Here is a 12,202-nt window from a genome sequence, read left to right on the forward strand (position 1 = left end):
AGCCGGGCCGTCGCCCTTCGAGGGCCGCTGAAGAAGCGGCCACCTCAGGGTGACGGAGTGAAAAGGGAGCGAGGGGCAGCATCACGCGGCCTCCTTGCGGTAGCCGAGCCACTGGCGCACGCGGGCGTCAGGGTCGGCGTTCTGGGTGACGTCGCTGACGACAGCGATGGAATCGGCGCCGGCGGCAAAGATCTCCGCGGCGTGCTCGAACTTGATGCCGCCGATCGCGACCAGCGGAATGCTGCCGATGCGCTTCTTCCATTCGGTGATCTTTGGAATGCCCTGCGGCTCAAATCGCATCGATTTGAGCGTGGTGAAGAAGATCGGGCCGAGCGCGATGTAGTCCGGCTGGGCGGCGAGCGCGGTTTCGAGCTCTGCGTCGTCATGGGTGGAGATGCCGAAGGTCAGGCCGGCCTCGCGGATCGCGTTGAGGTCGGCATCGAGCAGATCCTCCTGGCCGAGATGCAGATGCTTGGCGCCGGCGACGATCGCCGCGCGCCAATAGTCGTTGACGACGACCTTGGCCTGCGTGCCCTGAACCGCGGCGAGCGCGTCGGTGACGATCTGCAGCGCTTCGGCGTCGTTCAAATCCTTGGCCCGCAACTGGATGGTGCCGACGCCGAGCTTTGCGAGGCGCGCGACCCAGTCGACGGTGTCGACGACGGCGTAGAAGGGATCAGGATACGCGTTGCGATCAGGATACGGCATGCCAGAACGGGGTCCCAACGACAGGGGTTGACGGGGAGGCGAAGTCACGGGCTTCCATCAGCCCGGCCTCATAAGCGGTGCGACCAGCCTCGACGCCGAGACGGAAAGCATTTGCCATCGCGACGGGATCGGCCGCCTTTGCGATCGCGGTGTTGAGCAGCACGGCGTCGTAGCCGAGCTCCAGCGCCTGCGCGGCGTGCGAGGGCGCGCCGAGACCGGCGTCGACCACCAGCGTGATATCGGGCAGCCGCTCGCGCAGCAGTTTTAGCGCGTCGCGGTTGGTGATGCCCTTCGCGCTGCCGATCGGCGCCGCCCAGGGCATCACGACCTTGCAGCCGGCATCGACGAGGCGCGTCGCGACCGAGAGATCCTCGGTGCAATAGGGGAACACCTCAAAGCCGTCCTTGATCAAAATGGCGGCGGCTTCGACCAGGCCGACGACGTCGGGCTGCAGCGTGTCGTTGTCGGCGATCACTTCGAGCTTGATCCAGGCGGTGCCGAACAGCTCGCGGGCGAGCTTTGCGGTCGTCACGGCCTCGCGCACGCTGCGGCAGCCGGCGGTGTTCGGCAGCACGGCGACGTCGAGCTCGCGGATCAGATTCCAGAACGCGTCGCCCGACTTGCCGCCGGCGGCCTCGCGCCGCAGCGACACGGTGACGATGCTCGCGCCGGATGCGCGGATCGCCGCCTGCATGATCGCGGGCGAAGGATACAGCGCGCTGCCGATCAGCAGGCGCGAGGGGAAGGTTTTGCCGTAGAAGGTCACCATGTCGGTGTTTCCTCAATTGACCCTGTCATCCCCGCGAAGGCGGGGATCCAGTATTCCAGAGGCCGTGCCGTGACACTGCGAGGCCGCGGCGTACTGGATCGCCCGGTCAAGCCGGGCGATGACAGCGGAGTGTGGGGCACGCGCGTCATCCCCATCACCCTCCCTGCCGCGGTGTGATGATCTCGATCTCGTCGCCGGCTTTCAGTTGCGTCTCGGCCCAGCGGCTTTTCGGCACCACGTCATAATTCACGGCAATCGCGAAATGCGTGCCCTCATAGTCGAGCTCGCTGAGCAGCGCGCTGACGCATCCTGCATTGATCTCGCGATGCTCGCCGTTCACGATCACGCGCATTGCATCACCTCATTGTCGATCTGGCCGCGCTCGACATAGGCGAGCGTCAGCTCGGCGAGCGCCGGCGCGATCAGGAAACCGTGGCGGTAGAGCCCGTTCACGCTGATCTTGCTGCCGCGGATGCCGATGCGCGGATGGTTGTCGGGGAAGGCGGGCCGCAGGCCCGAGCCGAACTCGACGATGCGGGCCTCGCCGAAGGCGGGGTGCACCGCATAGGCCGCGCCGAGCAATTCAAGCGCCGAGCGCACGCTGACGCCGGTGTCCTCGGCCTCGATCGAGGTCGCGCCGAGCATGAAGAGGTTGTCCTCGCGCGGGATCACGTAGAGCGGCCAGCGCGGATGGATGAGACGCACGGGGCGCGCAAGCTGCACCTCTGATGTCTCGATCAAAATCATCTCGCCCTTGACACCGCGCAGCTCCGGCTGCTCGTCGCGTGCGGAGAGGCCGCGGCAGTCGATCACGATGCCTTTGAAATCAAGGTCTGCGAGATCCTTTGCGGTGACGTCGCTATTGAACTTGATGGTGCCGCCGGCGGCACGGATGCGCTCATGCAGCTTGGGCAGCACGCGCCGCGGCTCGACATGGCCTTCGCTTGGGAAGAACAGCGCATCGCGGAAGCGGCCCTCCAGCGACGGTTCGAGCTGCGCGAGGCTCGCGGCATCGAGCCGCTGGTGCCCCTCGGTCATCCTGGCAAAGCGCTCAAAATCGTTGCGCTCGCGGGCATGGGCCACGACCAGGGAGCCGTTGAACGGCGTATCCGGCAATTCGCGCCGCCAGATATGAAGCGAGCGCTCGCCGAGCCGGCTGATGATGGGTTCGGCGACCTCGGCCTCACAATAGGGCGCGAGCATGCCGCCGGCCCAGTGGCTGGTGGCGTCGGTCATGTCAGCGTCACTGCGCTCGTGTAGCGTGACCGCGTGGCCCGCCTGAGCGAACAGCAGCGCCTGCCAAGCGCCTGCAATGCCTGCGCCGATGATGGATATCGCGGAATCCGGTCGTTTTGTCGTCTGGTACATCCCTGTCCCTTCGCCGGCATGACCCGGATCAGGTTCAAAGGGTCACCGCGGTCTTGGGCCTTCTGACCCATTTAGCGGTATCTCAGCTCCTCCTCGGAGCACCCCTCGGAACGGCTCTAATGTATGCCAGTGGCGGGATGTGTCAACGCATCGTCCACTGTCATTCCGGGATGGTCCGAAGGACCAGACCCGGAATCCTTGGATTCCGGGTTCGATGCTGACGCATCGCCCCGGAATGACGATCACCTTGATGGAACCTGCGCCCGCGCGTTCCGCACCCTCTGCGCCAGCTTTTTCCGCGGTGGCGCGCCAAACGCCGAGACCGGATTGCCGTTCGGCTCGAGCCAGGCCTGGTTCAAATCGCCCTGCTGGGCGATCTCCTGACGTTGACGCTTTGCGACGTAGTAATACCCGCCCGCATAATAACGAATGGCTCGGCCGTGATCGCCGTTCGCGGCATGGTAGGCGCCGGCAAGGTATTTCACGCCATAGGTGAGATTGGTGGCGGGATCGCGCAGGCCGGCGGCATCGCCGGTGTAACCGAGGCCGCGGGCGGTCGCGAGCTTGATCTGCATCAGCCCGATGGTGCCGCCACGGCCGACGAGATGCGGCTGATAACGGCTCTCGCGCATGATGACGCGGTGCACTAGCGCTTCCGGCACGCCGTTGGCGCGCGCCTGCGCGGCCGCCATTTCGGCATATTCGGTTTCGCCGGCGATGGCGGATTGCGGCAGTGCGAGTGCGGCCGCAACTGCGGCTGCGATGAGCAAAACTTTCATCAAATATCCTTTCGACGCTAGATAACCTGCGCCCGGGATGCGTTAGGCCAAGCGAACACGGCGATGATGTGGCCAAACGCCGCCATCAGCGATTTTGCGGCGCGGCGTCGTCTTTACGACTCAAAGCTCTCTTAGAGTTCACGCAAACGATCCGAGCGCGCTCGCGACAGAAGGCCTGTCCATTGGCGCTTGGAGCAAAAAGCGACTATCAGAAGGCCGCTACTCGGGAGGGTGCCATGACAAAATCTGACATGACCAGATCCGACATTGGCGAAATTCCCATGCAGAACCCGTGCGCACAATGCGGCACGCCGATCCCGCTGCCCGACTGGATCGAGCCGGGCGTGGGACGCATCTCCTATCTCTGGAAATGTCACGCCTGCGGCTATCGCTTCGAGGCGATCGCGATCTTCGATCACGCCGCCGACGAGCACCAGCCGCTCGCAGCTTAGCCTAAATCAGCATCACGCCGCGAGCCGCGGCTGCTGCCAGACTGGCAGTTGCATGCGCACGATCAATCCGTGCGGTGTGCGGTCGTGCAGCGACAGCTCGCCGCCATGAGCAAGTGCAATCGCGCGCGCGATCGAGAGGCCAAGGCCAAAGCCTGCGGTGTCGTCCATGTTGCGCGCGTCGTCGCCGCGCACGAACGGCTCCAGCATGGCTTCCTTGCGCTCGTCGGAGATGCCGGGACCGTCGTCCTCGACGTCGATCGTGAGCTTGGTGCCTGAGACGTCGAGGCGGATCGTCACCTCGGCGCCGAAGCGCACCGCGTTCTCCACGAGATTGGTGATGCCGCGATGCAGATCGTCGGGCCGCGCGACGGCGGTCGCCTGCGCCGGGCCCTCATAGTGCACGGTGTGGCCCATGTCGGCGAACTGGTCGGCGATCAGCTGCAGCGTGCTGGCGATGTCGACCAGCGTCACCGCCTCGACCTTACGGTCGTTGCGGAGCAGCGACAGCACGGATTCCAGCATCGTGCGCATCTGGTCGAGATCGATCAGCATGCGCCTGCGATTGGTCTCGTCCTCGATGAATTCGGCGCGCAGCCGCAGTCGCGTGATCGGCGTGCGCAGATCGTGGCTGATCGCCGCCAGCATCTTTGTGCGGTCCGACATCAGCCGCGCGATGCGCTCCTGCATGCGGTTGAGCGCGCGCGCCACCGAGCGGATCTCCTCAGGCCCACGCTCCGGCAGCGGCTCCGCGGTGCCGTCGAGGCTGAAACCTTCGGCGGCCCTGGCAAAGGACGACAGCGGCTTGGCGAGCGCGTAGGCCGCCCACAGGCCGAGCATGGTAACGCTGATCAGCACAAACAGCAGCGTCATCATCCATGGGCCGCCCCAGAACCGCGGCTGGCGCGGGCCCGGATCGACGCGGCCCGCGATCATGCTGCCGTCGGGCAGGGTGATGCCGACCCGGTGCGCGTCGGCGTTCGGCGCCAGTGCGGCGACCTTGTATTGATGGCCGAGACGCCAGCGCATGCCGTGGAGGTGCTGGCCGTCGCCGTCGTCGACGATTAAGGCCGCACCGGGCGCGAGCTCCTCGATCTCGAGCTTCGGGAAGGCGCGCTTGACGTCGGCGATCAGCCGCGGCCGTTCGCCTGGCTCGGCGCTGCCGAGCAAGAGCGCGGCGTTCGCCAGTTGGTGCGCGCCATCCGGCGGCGGCTCGACGCGATCCGGCCGGCTGATCAGGAAGCTCAAGGTGAGGATCAGATGCAGCGCGATGATCGACGCCACGACGAGGGCGGCGATCTGGCCGCCGATGCCCTTGAGGTGGAAGAACCCGAACAGCCTCATGTCAGCTACTCAAGGACGACGTCACTGCTTCCGTTCTCGGTGTGAACAGATAACCACCGGAGCGCACCGTCTTGATGATGGTGGGGTCCTGCGGGTTGGGCTCGATCTTGCGGCGGATGCGGCTCACCAGCACGTCGATCGAGCGCTCGAACGAACCGGTCGCGCGTCCCTGCGTGAGGTCGAGCAGGCTGTCGCGCGACAGCACGCGGCCGGGACGCTCGCAGAAGGTGCGCAAGAGGTCGAACTCGGCGCTGGTCACTGCGACACGCGCCCCTTCCGGATTGCGCAATTCGCGCAGGCGCAGGTCGATGCGCCAGCCCTCGAAGGCGAGCGTGCTCGCGCCCTCGATCGAACTCGCCGCGTTGGCGGCCTGCTGGCGGCGCAGCACCGCGTTGATGCGCGCGAGCAGCTCGCGCGGGTTGAACGGTTTTGGCAGGTAGTCGTCGGCGCCCATTTCGAGGCCGACGATGCGGTCGATGTCCTCGCCGCGCGCGGTTAGCATGATGATCGGCGTCTGCTGCTCCGCGCGCACCTTGCGGCACAGGCTCAAGCCGTCCTCGCCGGGCAGCATGACGTCGAGGATGAGCAGGTCCACGCGCTGGTCGGCCATGGCGCGCGCCATCTCGCGGCTGTCGCTGACGGCGGTGACGTTGCAGGCGTTGTTGCGCAGATACTTTGCAATCAACGTCCGGGTTTCGCGGTCGTCCTCGACGACCAGGATGTTGGGCGAGGGATTAGCCATGTGCTCTGTTTGTCGAAGATTCGGGCGAAACGGCGAAGATTTTTGTTTCCGAATGTTTCCGGCTGCCGGTCGGGCAACGTCCGGCAACAGCTGGAAAGGGTGTCGGCAAGGTCTCGTTAAGTCCGTTAACCATACCGTGGCGTGGTCTTTCAAGGAACCCCGCAAACCCACGGAGCCCACATGACCACGATCTCGGCGGCCTCCGCCGGCACCTACCAGTCGCCGCTGCAGCGCCTGCAGCAGGAATTGCAGTCCGAAGTCTCGGCCGGCACGATTTCGTCGTCGGATCAGTCGGCGCTGTCCACCGCGCTCACCGATATCGACACCGCGCTCCAGCAGAGCCGTGCCAGCGACCAGTCGAGCGGCACGCGGCCTTCGCCGGATGAGATGAAGTCGAAGATCGACGACCTCATCTCCAACGAGGTGTCTAATGGCACGCTGACCTCCGACCAGGCCGAGGAGCTCAAGGGCGTATTCAAGGCCGCCTTCGCCAACGGACCCGGCGGCGCCGGCGGGCCGGGCGGCCCGCCCCCGGGGCCTCCGCCCTCGGACGACAGTTCGTCGAGCACGTCATCCACGGATTCGGCGAGCAGCTCGAGCGACAGCACCACGGCAGAAATCCTCCAGCAGTTCCTCCAGGCGTTGCAGCAATCGCTGTCGTCGTCGACGTCCTACGGTTCGTCGGGCAATTCGACGAACGCGTCCAGCAGCTCGCAAATCTCCGCGCTTCTCATCGACTACAAGACCTGACCACGCAGGACCTGTTTCAAGGCGACGCAGGTCGGCACGTTCCTCGCGAGGTCAGCGCTTCTCCCAGGAAGCGCGAAGCTCGCGGGGAACTGTGTGCTTGTGCACGTAGCGATGCTTCGTGCGTAACGTGGTTCGCTGCGGAACTGCGAGCGCAGTGCAACGCATGCAAAACTCAGCGCAACGAAATTGCCGCAGCTTAGGAACTGCGGATGATCATCGCGGTTTTCTCCGTACGAGTCTTCGTCAAGGAGAGGACATCATGTTGATGAAATCGATCGCGGCCGGCCTGGCCGGTTCCGCGCTAATCGCGACTGTTGCGTTTGCGCAAACGCCGCCTGCTGCTACCGACAAGGCCCCGGCTGCTTCCACCACGACAACGACATCGGCCTCGGGTGAGTGGCGCGCGTCGAAGCTGGTCGGCCTGAAGATCTACAATGACGCCAACGAGAGCGTCGGTTCGATCAACGATCTCTTGATGGACAAGAGCGGTGACATCAAGATCGCGGTGATCGGCGTCGGCGGTTTCCTCGGCATGGGCGAGCATCTGGTTGCCGTGCCCTTCGACAAGTTGAAGTTCGTCAATGAGGCCGTCGCCTATAGCGGCGCAGCCACCACCCCGGCGAACCGTCCGGCGTCGACCACGACCACGGGCGCTGCGGCTGATCGCCCGACGACGATGAACGAGAAGACCACCACGACAACCACGACGTCGAAGTGGTATCCGGACCACGCCGTGTTCAACGCGACCAAGGACGATCTGAAGAAGATGCCGGAATTCAAGTACGACTAACGGACCTCGGATCGGCCAAGCGAGGCGCCCCGGTTTGTCGCCGGGCGCGCTGTCGTGCCTTTCTGGTGTCAGGCATTGCCGCCCTTGAGCCGTTCATTGCGACGGCGCAGGCCTTCCATGGTGGCGAGCAGGATGACCGAGACTGTCGTCAATATCACCGCCGCCGCCGTGATGGTCGGGCTGATGTTCTCGCGGATGCCGCTGAACATCTCGCGCGGCAGCGTGCGCTGCTCGGGACCCGCCATGAACAGCACGATCACGACCTCATCGAAGCTGGTCGCGAAGGCGAACAGCGCGCCCGAGGCCAGGCCGGGTAGGATCAGTGGCAGGATCACGCGGCGGAACGCGTAGAGCGGCGAGGCGCCGAGCGAGGCGGCGGCGCGCGCCAAATTGGTGTCAAAACTTTGCAGCGTCGCGCCGACCGTGATCACCACAAACGGCGTCGCCAGCGCGGTGTGGGCCAGGATCAGGCCGAGATAGCTGCCGGTCAGACCGATCGGCGCGAAGAAGAAATACAGGCCGACCGCGGTAATGACACCGGGTACGACGACCGGCGACAGCACGAAGGCCAGCACCAGTGGCTTGAGCCGGCTCTTCCACTGCGCCAGACCGAGTGCGGCCAGCGTGCCGAACACCATGGAGAGCAGCGTCGAGGCGACGCCGATGATCATGCTGTTCTTCAGCGAATTCATCCAGCGCGGCGAATTGATGAAGTCGTCGTACCAGCGCAAGGAGAGGCCGGGCAGCGGATAGGTCAAATAGGAGCCTGAGCTGAAGGACAGCGGCATGATCGCCAGGATTGGCGCGATCAGGAAGATGAACACCAGCGTCGAGACAATGATGGTCGCGGCCCACGCGATGCGCTGGCTGGGCGTGCGGAGGGAGGGATTGTCGCTCAATTCTTCATCCCTCCCGTGACCTGCTGTCCCTGCACCAGCTTTCCGTAGACGAGAGCCAGCAGAACGGTGGCGAGCAGCAGCACCGCCCCCAGCGCCGAGGCAAGGCCCCAGTTCGCGGTCTCGGTGGTGTAGAGCGCGATGAAGTAGCTGATCATCTGATCGGCGGCGCCGCCGACGAGTGCCGGCGTGATGTAATAGCCGAGCGCCAGGATGAAGACGAGCAGGCTTCCCGCGCCGATGCCGGGCAGCGTCTGCGGTAGGTAGATCCGCAGGAAGGCGGTGACCGGTGGCGCACCGAGCGAGGCGGCCGCCCGCATATAGGCGGGCGAGATCGCCTTCATGCTGCTGTACAGCGGCAGGATCATGAACGGCAGGAGCACGTGCGTCATCGCCACGCAGACGCCAAAACGGTTGTAGATCAGGCGCAGCGGCTCATCGATGATGCCGAGCCAGTGCAGGCTGTCGTTGACCACGCCCTTGCTCTGCAACAGCACGATCCAGGCGCAGGTGCGGACCAGAAGCGAGGTCCAGAACGGTAGCAGGACGAAGATCATGAGCAGGTTCGACCGGCCCGGCGGCAGCGTCGCGAGCAGATAGGCGACCGGGAAGCCGAGAATCAGGCAGAGCACCGTGACGCTGAGGCTGATGATGAAGGTGCGGGTGAATACGTTGCGGTAGATGGCCTGATCCGCCGGGGCCGCGACGACCGCGCCATCCACGTTCCTGACAAGGTCGAGCGCCCCCAGCAGGTAGAAGCCGGTCACCGGGCCACTGGCGTCCTTGATCGTCGCCCAGGTGGCGCGGTCGCGCCAGGCCGGGTTGATCTTGCCCAGCGTCTCCCTGGCCGTGCCGGGCTCAGGCACCGCCTTCAGATTGCGTGCGGTGCTGGTCAGGATCGTACGAAAACCGTTCAGGGCGTAGTTCAGCCGCTTGGCCGCAATCGCGATGGTGCCGGAGGTGCGCGCCGCCAAAATGTCGCCTGCCAGCGCCGCAAAGGCCTTTTCGTCCGGCAGGTCCTTGCCGTCCCAGTCGGCCAGAGCAGCAACCGTTTGCGGCAGGACCTGACGAACCTCCCGGTCGTCGACGGCACGCCAGAGCATGCCGGCGATCGGGCCTGCGAAGGTGAAGAGCAGGAAGACGAGAAGCGGCAGCACCAGCGCCAATGCCTTGACCTGGCGTGTCCGCTCCGCACGCCTCAATCGGCGCTTGAGCGGCACCTCGGTCGACGCATCGGCGCCGGTCAGAAGCGCATCCGTCATTGGTCGAGCCTTCGGTCGATCTTTGGGTCGAGCCTTGCGTGGCGCGTTATTTCGCGGCCCATTTGTTGAAGCGCTCGGTCAGGCGGTCGATGTTCTCGAGCCAGAAGGCAACGTTGATCTCGACCGCGTTCTTGATGTTGTCGGGCGCGGTCGGCAGATCCTTCAGAACGGCCGCCGGGATCAGGGCGGCGGCATCCTTGTTCGAGGTGCCGTAGGCAATGTTCTCCGACAGTTTTGACTGATTCTCTGCCTTGCCGGCGAAGTCGAGGAACTTGTAGGCCGCGTCCTTGTTGGGGCTACCCTTCAGGATGACCCAGCTATCGAGGGTGAAGAGCGCGCCGTCCCACACCATGCCAAAATTCTTCTTCTCCTTCTTGTTCGCGGTGTCGATGCGGCCATTGTAGACCGAGGTCATCGCCACCTCGCCGGAGGCGAGCAATTGCGGCGGCTGGGCGCCGGCCTTCCACCAGACGAGGTCACCCTTGATGGTGTCGAGCTTCTTGAACGCGCGCTCGACGCCCTCGTCGGTCGCCAGCACCTTGTAGACGTCCTTCGGCGCGACGCCGTCGGCCATGAGGGCAATCTCCAGCGTGGTCTTCGGACCCTGACGCAGGGCGCGCTTGCCCGGAATCTTCTTGGTGTCGAAGAAGTCAGCCCAACCATTGGGGGCGTCCTTCAGCTTGTCCTTGTCGTAGCCGAGAACGAAGTCGTACACGATGGCGCCGACGCCGCAAGGATTGACCGACGGCGGCATGTAGGCGGATTCGCCGCCGATCTTGGAATAGTCCAGCTTCTCGAACAGGCCTTCCTCGCAGCCCACGGCCAGTTCGTCGCTCTCGACCTGGACGAGGTCCCAGGTGGCGGCGCCACCCTGCACCTTGGCGCGCAGCACGCCGATGCCGCCGTCCCAGGACTCGTCGTTCATGGCAACGCCGGCCGCCTTCTTGAACGGCTCGAAATAGACCTTCTTCTGGGCGTCCTGATAGGCGCCACCCCACGATACGACGGTGAGGTCACGTGCCTGTGCGACCGTCACCAGCGCGGCGCTGGCGGTGAGCGCTGCGGCGAAACCCAGAACAATCTTGCGCTTCAGCATGGTCTTCGTTCCTTCTTGATGTGAGCTGCGTTGAGATCGATGTCCGCTTGCATTGGAAAAAGAGATTGGATCAGACCGGATCGAGAGCCAGGCAGTCCTCCGGGCGGAAGGTGATGAACACGCTTTCGCCATGTCTCATTCCGTCATGCGCACCCGGTTGAAGCTTGACCATGAACTCGGCGTTCCCAGCGACATCGAGCACGGCCAGCGCGTGGTCGCCGAGATAGATGGTGTTCTGCACCGTGGCCGGCAGGCGGTTCGGAGCGTGGCTGGCCGCGCCGTCCGTCAGGATGGAGACCCGCTCGGGCCGCACCGACAGGGAGGTGGCGGTGCCGATGCCGCCGATGTTGACCGCACGCGCCAGGACGGAGCCGCCCGCGGCAAGCGCGACGCGGCAATGATCCTTTTCGATCGTCTCGACCGTGCCGGCCAGCACGTTGTTCTCGCCGACGAAGTTGGCAACAAAACTGTTCACGGGATGCTCGTACAGCGCGTCGGGCTTGTCGATCTGCTGCACGATGCCGTCGTTGAACACGGCGATGCGGTCCGACATGGTGAGCGCTTCGCTCTGGTCGTGGGTGACGTAGACGACGGTGATGCCCATCGTCTCGTGCAGTTGCTTGATCTCCAGTTGCATCTGCTCCCGCAGGCGCTTGTCGAGCGCACCCAAGGGCTCGTCCATCAGCACAAGCTGCGGGTTGAAGACCAGCGCGCGGGCCAGCGCCACGCGCTGCTGCTGGCCGCCGGACAGTTGCCCGGGCCGCCGCTGCGCCAGGGTCTCCATCTTGATCATGCGCAGCGCCGCTTTGACGCGCTCCTGCGCTTCCGCCTTGTTGACCTTGCGAACGGAGAGCGGGAAGGCGACGTTCTCCTCGATCGTCAGGTGCGGAAACAGGGCATAATTCTGGAACACCATGCCGATGTCGCGCTTGTGCGGCGGCATGTTCTTGATCGGCCTGTCAGCGAGGTAGATCTCGCCATGGGTTGGCACCTCGAAGCCGGCCAGCATCATCAGCGTGGTCGTCTTGCCCGAGCCCGACGGTCCCAGCAGGGTGATGAACTCGCCCTTCCGGATGTCGAGATCGAGGTTCTTCACCACGAGGTGCTCGCCATCATAGGTCTTCTGGATGCCGGCAAAGCGCACCAGCGCCGGCGCGCCTATGCCGTCCTCGCGCCCCGTCGATGAGCTCCGACCCGGGACCAACATCAGCCTAAACACCAACGATGAACATCTGACACGGTCGAAACT

General features: G+C 64.8%; 14 protein-coding genes and 1 riboswitch. Of the genes, 3 read left to right on the forward strand and 11 right to left on the reverse strand.

Annotated features, from left to right (window positions below; all coding sequences use genetic code 11):
- Positions 1 to 81: 81 nt before the first annotated feature.
- The 5 genes from KUF59_RS11030 to KUF59_RS11050 form a co-directional block, all read right to left on the reverse strand.
- Positions 82 to 708 (reverse strand): thiamine phosphate synthase, encoded by a 627-nt coding sequence (locus KUF59_RS11030; RefSeq protein ID WP_212457415.1) that lies wholly within the window; start codon positions 706 to 708, stop codon positions 82 to 84.
- The gene (locus KUF59_RS11035; protein ID WP_212457414.1) at positions 695 to 1,477 is read right to left on the reverse strand and encodes a thiazole synthase; all 783 of its coding nucleotides are present in this window, start codon (positions 1,475 to 1,477) and stop codon (positions 695 to 697) included. The genes KUF59_RS11030 and KUF59_RS11035 overlap by 14 nt, the downstream gene beginning before the upstream one ends.
- Positions 1,478 to 1,631: 154 nt before the next feature.
- Positions 1,632 to 1,829: a sulfur carrier protein ThiS gene (thiS, locus tag KUF59_RS11040; RefSeq protein ID WP_212457413.1), complete on the reverse strand. Its 198-nt coding sequence runs from the start codon at positions 1,827 to 1,829 to the stop codon at positions 1,632 to 1,634.
- Positions 1,820 to 2,845, reverse strand: a complete 1,026-nt coding sequence (locus tag KUF59_RS11045; protein WP_212457412.1) for an FAD-dependent oxidoreductase — start codon at positions 2,843 to 2,845, stop codon at positions 1,820 to 1,822. The genes thiS and KUF59_RS11045 overlap by 10 nt, the downstream gene beginning before the upstream one ends.
- Positions 2,833 to 2,961: riboswitch (TPP riboswitch) on the reverse strand. Its footprint overlaps the gene before it by 13 nt.
- A 126-nt stretch (positions 2,962 to 3,087) precedes the next feature.
- Positions 3,088 to 3,624, reverse strand: coding sequence for a lytic transglycosylase domain-containing protein (locus KUF59_RS11050; RefSeq protein WP_212457411.1), 537 nt, complete (start codon positions 3,622 to 3,624; stop codon positions 3,088 to 3,090).
- Positions 3,625 to 3,860: 236 nt separating this feature from the next.
- Here KUF59_RS11050 and KUF59_RS11055 point away from each other — a divergent pair, with 236 nt between their 5' ends.
- Entirely contained in the window at positions 3,861 to 4,076 is a 216-nt protein-coding gene (locus tag KUF59_RS11055; protein WP_212457410.1) for a hypothetical protein, read from the forward strand.
- A 12-nt stretch (positions 4,077 to 4,088) separates the two neighbouring features.
- On the opposite strand, the gene KUF59_RS11060 is transcribed toward KUF59_RS11055, so the two are convergent.
- Positions 4,089 to 5,417, reverse strand: coding sequence for an ATP-binding protein (locus KUF59_RS11060; protein ID WP_212457409.1), 1,329 nt, complete (start codon positions 5,415 to 5,417; stop codon positions 4,089 to 4,091).
- Between the two features lies 1 nt (position 5,418).
- Positions 5,419 to 6,159 carry a response regulator gene (locus KUF59_RS11065; protein WP_258769437.1) on the reverse strand — a complete coding sequence of 247 codons (741 nt, stop codon included), beginning with the start codon at positions 6,157 to 6,159 and terminating at the stop codon, positions 5,419 to 5,421.
- Between the two features lie 180 nt (positions 6,160 to 6,339).
- Here KUF59_RS11065 and KUF59_RS11070 point away from each other — a divergent pair, with 180 nt between their 5' ends.
- Both KUF59_RS11070 and KUF59_RS11075 read left to right on the forward strand, forming a co-directional pair.
- On the forward strand, positions 6,340 to 6,909 hold the full coding sequence (locus KUF59_RS11070; RefSeq protein ID WP_258769438.1) for a hypothetical protein: 570 nt from the start codon (positions 6,340 to 6,342) through the stop codon (positions 6,907 to 6,909).
- A gap of 259 nt (positions 6,910 to 7,168) precedes the next feature.
- Complete coding sequence (locus KUF59_RS11075) at positions 7,169 to 7,699, forward strand: PRC-barrel domain-containing protein (RefSeq protein WP_258769439.1); 531 nt, start codon at positions 7,169 to 7,171, stop codon at positions 7,697 to 7,699.
- A 68-nt stretch (positions 7,700 to 7,767) separates the two neighbouring features.
- Here KUF59_RS11075 and KUF59_RS11080 read toward each other — a convergent pair whose 3' ends face one another.
- The 4 genes from KUF59_RS11080 to KUF59_RS11095 all read right to left on the reverse strand — a co-directional run bounded on the left by KUF59_RS11080 (position 7,768) and on the right by KUF59_RS11095 (position 12,160).
- Positions 7,768 to 8,598, reverse strand: coding sequence for an ABC transporter permease (locus tag KUF59_RS11080; protein ID WP_258769440.1), 831 nt, complete (start codon positions 8,596 to 8,598; stop codon positions 7,768 to 7,770).
- Entirely contained in the window at positions 8,595 to 9,857 is a 1,263-nt protein-coding gene (locus tag KUF59_RS11085; RefSeq protein ID WP_258769441.1) for an ABC transporter permease, read from the reverse strand. Before KUF59_RS11085 ends, KUF59_RS11080 begins: the two co-directional genes overlap by 4 nt.
- Positions 9,858 to 9,903: 46 nt before the next feature.
- Positions 9,904 to 10,953 carry an ABC transporter substrate-binding protein gene (locus KUF59_RS11090; RefSeq protein WP_212457398.1) on the reverse strand — a complete coding sequence of 350 codons (1,050 nt, stop codon included), beginning with the start codon at positions 10,951 to 10,953 and terminating at the stop codon, positions 9,904 to 9,906.
- Positions 10,954 to 11,023: 70 nt separating this feature from the next.
- Positions 11,024 to 12,160, reverse strand: coding sequence for an ABC transporter ATP-binding protein (locus tag KUF59_RS11095; RefSeq protein ID WP_258769442.1), 1,137 nt, complete (start codon positions 12,158 to 12,160; stop codon positions 11,024 to 11,026).
- Between the last annotated feature and the right edge of the window lie 42 nt (positions 12,161 to 12,202).

This window comes from Bradyrhizobium arachidis (genome assembly GCF_024758505.1).
Lineage (GTDB): Bacteria > Pseudomonadota > Alphaproteobacteria > Rhizobiales > Xanthobacteraceae > Bradyrhizobium > Bradyrhizobium manausense_C.